The 4,405-nt window shown below is 50.6% G+C and carries 1 protein-coding gene; it reads right to left on the reverse strand.

The genetic code is table 11. The annotated features are described in order from the left end of the window. Nucleotides 1–478: 478 nt before the first annotated feature. The coding region (locus tag R2Q26_RS15185; RefSeq protein ID WP_317537061.1) for a calcium-binding protein at nt 479–4,405 on the reverse strand (3,927 nt) is incomplete at its 5' end.

A 4,405-nucleotide genomic window follows, 5' to 3' on the forward strand; every position in this document is an offset into this window, starting at 1 on the left:
ATTAATCGGCTATTGATTGGCAATATGCCTAACCTACAACTTAGTAGTTGAGAAAAAGGGTTTTTCAGGGACGACTAGTTAAACTCGCGGCTGAGCAATCAAGAACTAATCTGCTTTGAATTTAATAATTGGTATACAACAACCGCAGATATTTTTATATAGTGATAACGAACCAGATACCCGCTTATTATTACCGACTAAAGTGGCAGCCTCGACGAAGATAACTTATCTTTTTCAATCTGCCTCATAGGCTCGTTTCTCCTAGAAATAAATTTCTTTTGAAATCCCAATATGCCGACAGATGAACACCACATCGCTAGATTTGGCTGTATATTTATATATTTTAAGTTTGTGGGAAATATCTCTTTGTGTCTATAAATTCATCATCAACTCATTGAAAATAGAGCAATTTATCAAACAAGCTGCCAAACGAAATCGTTATATTCATAAAATTGTTTGCACACGAAAGAATTCGTTTTTACAGCCATACTTCAGTGAATACTGATTGCAAAGCATCCATTACATCTTGTGAAATGACATTTCCCGCACCGCTCGGCACTTCATATGAAGACATGGCTGAAACCAGTTGGTCAACATGCTTATTCAATAAAATAGAAGACCCTGTAATGATCTGATTCAATTGATAAATGTCACCACTATACCAGTTAGTAATTGTTAATTGATCATCTGTGCCAACTATATTTAGCTGTAAATTGTTTCCACTGCGGCTAAACCAGAGATTTTCAAAAGATACATCAGTAATTCTTAGAATATCAAAACTTGCTACCTCTGTATCATAATTATTGATAGTATCTTTTCCATCCGCAGTATTGAACAAATAGGTATCATTGCCTCCATCTCCTGTCAGATAATCGTTGGCACCTGCCCCGCCTCGCAGGCTGTCACCTCCGCTACCGCCATACAGCATGTCAGTGCCTTCACCTCCTTCCAGCACATCGTTGCTATTGCCCCCAGACAGAGTGTCATTTCCAGCCAGACCATCAATCGTATCGTTGCTAGCAAAGCCGGTGATGTTGTCGGCGCCTGCCGTGCCCTGCAATACTTTTTGTTTAACCGTGGCTACATCCCAGCTGGTGCCATCACTGAACTCAATCGTATCCAGTACATAAGCGCTGGCTGCATCTTGATAAAAGTAGTTGCTGATGGTGATTTTCTCACCGGTACTCTGCAGGGTCAGGTATAGATTGCTGGGATCACGCGTTACCGTCACCTCGCCAGGATTGACCCCTTCCATAAAGCGCAGCACATCGTGGCGGCCTGCGCTGGTGTCGTAGTTATTGATGCTGGTATTGCCCTCTCCGGCAGCAAATAAATAGGTGTCATTGCCGGCATCTCCTGACAGGTAATCATTGGCGCCTGCACCACCTCTCAGGCTGTCATCTCCGCTACCACTATACAGCATGTCGGTGCCTTCGCCCCCTTCCAGCACATCGTTGCCATTGTCTCCGGACAGGGTGTCATTACCAATGCCACCCATCAAAGTATCGTTGCCTCCTGCACCGCTCAATGAATCATTGCCAGCCAGACCATCAATCGTATCGTTGCTAGCAAAGCCGGTGATGTTGTCGGCGCCTGCCGTGCCCTGCAATACTTTTTGTTTAACCGTGGCTACATCCCAGCTGGTGCCATCACTGAACTCAATGGCATCCAGGACATAAGCGCCGGCTGCATCTTGATAAAAGTAGTTGCTGATGGTGATTTTCTCACCGGTACTCTGCAGGGTGAGGTATAGATTGCTGGGATCACGCGTTACCGTCACCTCGCCAGGATTGACCCCTTCCATAAAGCGCAGCACATCGTGGCGGCCTGCGCTGGTGTCGTAGTTATTGATGCTGGTATTGCCCTCTCCGGCAGCAAATAAATAGGTGTCATTGCCGGCATCTCCTGACAGGTAATCATTGGCGCCTGCACCACCTCTCAGGCTGTCATCTCCGCTACCACTATACAGCATGTCGGTGCCTTCGCCCCCTTCCAGCACATCGTTGCCATTGTCTCCGGACAGGGTGTCATTACCAATGCCACCCATCAAAGTATCGTTGCCTCCTGCACCGCTCAATGAATCATTGCCAGCCAGGCCATCAATCGTATCGTTTGTGGCAAAGCCGGTGATGCTGTCGGCGCCTGTCGTACCCTGCAATACTTTTTGTTTAACCGTGGCTACATCCCAGCTGGTGCCATCACTGAACTCAATGGCATCCAGGACATAAGCGCCGGCTGCATCTTGATAAAAGTAGTTGCTGATGGTGATTTTCTCACCGGTACTCTGCAGGGTGAGGTATAGATTGCTGGGATCACGCTTTACCGTCACCTCGCCAGGATTGACCCCTTCCATAAAGCGCAGCACATCGTGGCGGCCTGCGCTGGTGTCGTAGTTATAGATGCTGGTATTGCTCTCTCCGGCAGCAAATAAATAGGTGTCATTGCCGGCATCTCCTGACAGGTAATCATTGGCGCCTGCACCACCTCGCAGGCTGTCATCTCCGCTACCACCATACAGCATGTCGGTGCCTTCGCCCCCTTCCAGCACATCGTTGCCATTGTCTCCGGACAGGGTGTCATTACCAATGCCACCCATCAAAGTATCGTTGCCTCCGGCACCGCTCAATGAATCATTGCCAGCCAGGCCATCAATCGTATCGTTTGTGGCAAAGCCGGTGAGGTTGTCGGCGCCTGTCGTACCCTGCAATACTTTTTGTTTAACCGTGGCTACATCCCAGCTGGTGCCATCACTGAACTCAATCGTATCCAGTACATAAGCGCTGGCTGCATCTTGATAAAAGTAGCTGCTGACGGTGATTTTCTCACCGGTACTCTGCAGGGTGAGGTATAGATTGCTAGGATCACGCGTTACCGTCACCTCGCCAGGATTGACCCCTTCCATAAAGCGCAGCACATCGTGGCGGCCTGCGCTGGTGTCGTAGTTATAGATGCTGGTATTGCCCTCTCCGACAGCAAATAAATAGGTGTCATTGCCCGTATCGCCTGTCAGGTAATCGTTAGCGCCTGCTCCCCCTCGCAGGCTGTCATCTCCAGCACCGCCATACAGCATGTCGGTACCTTCACCGCCTTCCAGCACATCGTTGCCATTGCCCCCAGACAGGGTGTCATTGCCAGCCAGGCCGACAATCGTATCGTTGCTGGCAAAGCCGGTGAGGTTGTCAGCGCCAGCCGTGCCCTGCAACACTTTCTGTTTAACCGTGGCTACATCCCAGCTGGCGCCATCACTGAACTCGATGGCATCCAGGACATAAGCGCTGGCAGCATCTTGATAAAAGTAGCTGCTGACGGTGATTTTCTCACCGGTACTCTGCAGGGTGAGGTAGAGATTGCTGGGATCGCGCATTGCCACCACATCGCCAGGATTGATTCCTTCCATAAAACGCAGCACATCGTAGCGACCGGTACCATTGTCGTAGTTACTGATAGTAGTATTGCCCTCTCCGGCGGTAAATAAATAGGTGTCATTGCCTGCATCGCCTGTCAGGTAATCGTTGGTACCCGCACCCCCTCGCAGGCTGTCATCTCCAGCACCGCCATACAGCATGTCGGTACCTTCACCGCCTTCCAGCACATCGTTGCCATTGCCCCCAGACAGGGTGTCATTGCCAGCCAGGCCGACAATCGTATCGTTGCTGGCAAAGCCGGTGAGGTTGTCAGCGCCAGCCGTGCCTTGCAACACTTTCTGCTTAACGGTGGCTACATCCCAGCTGGTGCCATCACTGAACTCGATGGCATCCAGGACATAAGCGCTGGCAGCATCTTGATAAAAGTAGCTGCTGACGGTGATTTTCTCGCCGGTACTCTGCAGGGTGAGGTAGAGATTGCTGGCATCACCTGTGACCGTCACCTCCCCAGGATTGATCCCTTCCATAAAGCGCAGCACATCGTGGCGACCGGTACTACTATCGTAGTTATTGATGCTGGTATTACCCTCCCCGGCAGTAAATAAATAGGTGTCATTGCCGGCATCTCCTGTCAGGTAATCGTTGGTACCTGCGCCGCCTCGCAGGCTGTCATCTCCAGCACCGCCATACAGCATGTCGGTGCCGTCGCCGCCTTCCAGCACATCGTTGCCATTGCTCCCAGACAGGGTGTCATTGCCAGCCAGGCCGACAATCGTATCGTTGCTAGCAAAGCCGGTGAGGTTGTCAGCACCAGCCGTGCCCTGCAACACTTTCTGCTTAACGGTGGCTACATCCCAGCTGGTGCCATCACTGAACTCAATCGCATCCAGGACATAAGCGCTGGCGGCATCTTGATAAAAGTAGCTGCTGACGGTGATTCTCTCACCGGTACTCTGCAGGGTGAGGTATAGATTGCTAGGATCACGCGTTACCGTCACCTCGCCAGGATTGACCCCTTCCATAAAGCGCAGCACATCGTG

This window comes from Nitrosomonas sp. Is37 (assembly GCF_033063275.1).
GTDB lineage: Bacteria > Pseudomonadota > Gammaproteobacteria > Burkholderiales > Nitrosomonadaceae > Nitrosomonas.